The organism is Solemya elarraichensis gill symbiont (genome assembly GCF_002021095.1).
Classification (GTDB): Bacteria; Pseudomonadota; Gammaproteobacteria; order Chromatiales; family Chromatiaceae.
Genome location: NZ_MPRK01000283.1, coordinates 1 through 2014 on the forward strand (window position 1 = coordinate 1; position 2014 = coordinate 2014).

General features: G+C 49.9%; 1 protein-coding gene. It reads right to left on the reverse strand.

Annotation, left to right across the window (positions count from 1 at the left end; genetic code table 11):
• Positions 1-2014 (reverse strand): hypothetical protein (locus BOW51_RS10180; protein ID WP_078477615.1); only part of this gene is annotated, 2014 nt, incomplete at both ends.

The window sequence follows — 2014 nt, forward strand, 5'->3', positions numbered from 1 at the left end:
GTTGTTACTGCTGTGACGATGCCTGCGGGAACTGGTGTGCTGATGCTGGTTCCAGACGTTAAACCCGGAACACGTGAATTAACCAGGTTGCTTTTTGCATATTCAACAGAGATATTCGCACCAAGACCGGATGTGATGATTTTGATACGGCTCTGCTTGCCCTTGTTGTAGGTTACGTAGAGACCGGCAGTACCAGTGTGCGGGTTGCGGTCGAATACGCGATCGGGAAAACCGTCAGCATTGACGTCTCTGTACATGACTTTGGCGCCGCCATCACGCCAGGTGGGTGTATACATACGATCACCCAAATAGCCTGTTGCCCAGTAGCGGCCTGATTCAAAACCGGTCCCCGTGTTGAGCATAACGTAGTGTCCGTCCTCCTGGTCGGTAAAAGGATTCCTGTCAAATACCCGATCAGGCAATCCATCCGCATTGACATCAATCAGCGAGGCATCTTCATGCTCACCATCGTTATACGGATCATCTTGACCTCTGTTCTCGAAATCTTGAATCCATTTCTCTGGCGCTTCGAATCCACTGCCATTATTCAACAAGACCGTCAGGCCGCGTGATTCTGTATAGGGGTCACGGTCGAGCAAATGATCAGTGAGTCCATCGCCATTGATATCAACCCCAGCGGTATTTGCGTTATGACTTGGCATGTACATCCATTTATCGCGTGCACCACTGAACCAGAGTTGTGCATCATCAAAACCTGAGCCATTATTGAGCGTGACATAATAGCCACGTACGCCAGTTTGCGGGTGTCGGTCGTAGACACGATCAGGCAATCCATCGCCATTCATATCTCTAAAAAGGGCATGATTGCCGTTCTCCCCGCCTTCTGTTGGGTATGCCATCCACTTCTCTTTGAAACCACTATCCCAGAAACCGTCGTAGTAAAATCCGCTTTCCGAGTTCAAAAAAACACTGATGCCATAGGTTTTCTGCCAACTTCCGGTCACTAACTCATACTGACGATCAAAAACTCTCTCAGGCAACCCATCACCATTCCAGTCCAACAATGTACCGTTAACATCCTCACCACCATCAATCAGCGCATCCATCCAGTTCTCATGTTGTGCAGGCAGCAAGCGTAGCGGTGATTCGAGCCCGGAGCCTGTGTTGTACATCACATGCAAACCCTTTTGTGACTCATCGTACGGATTGGCATCGTAGACACGATCGACAAGGCCATCTCCATTCATATCGAACAGGTTGGCATCTTTACCATTATCATTGTTATCAATCGGTCTGAAATATTTTCTACTAAACCTTCCTGACAACCAGAATTCATTCGTTGTATAACCACTGCCATCATTCAGGGAAACAGACAATCCTCGTGTTTCTGTTACCGGATTCCGATCGTAGACACGATCCTGCCAGCCATCACCATTCATATCCTGGAACATCGCATCAACGCCATCACTACCCCGGGTCGGACGATACATTTGCCCCTCTGCATATCCCTGCGCCAGATATTCACCTTCATCAAAACCCCAGTGTTCGTCGGAATCGGTCCAGTTGAAACGGGTTGGTGGCAGACAGTTAGACTCGTCGGCACACAGGGTGACCTGCTCTAGCATGCTCTTTTTCAGAATGGCACTTTCACGATAGCCAAGGTGATAGGTGTGCAGTGTGACATCACCTGTCGCGACCTTAACCCTGCTGAGGCGCTGGTCGTAAGTTACCTGCGACCCTGTGGGGCTGAAGACCTTGATGTGATCCTGCCGCGCTTCATATTCAAAACTGACGGTGACGTTGGCATAGCTGATCAGATTAGGCTGAAGATGGCCCTGCCCTGTCAGGTACTCAATATCGATGCTGTTATCGAGTGTATCGCTGATCTGTTTGACGCCCCAACTGGTATGGCTGCCGGATAGCGCACTGATGACAGCATCGCTATCGCCATAGTTGAGTACCAGGCCGGATTTTGTCTGCACTTCCCAGCGTTGCGGACCATGCCCTGCACTGCCGTAGGAGTAGATGCGTGAAAAGGAGTCGATTTCTGTTC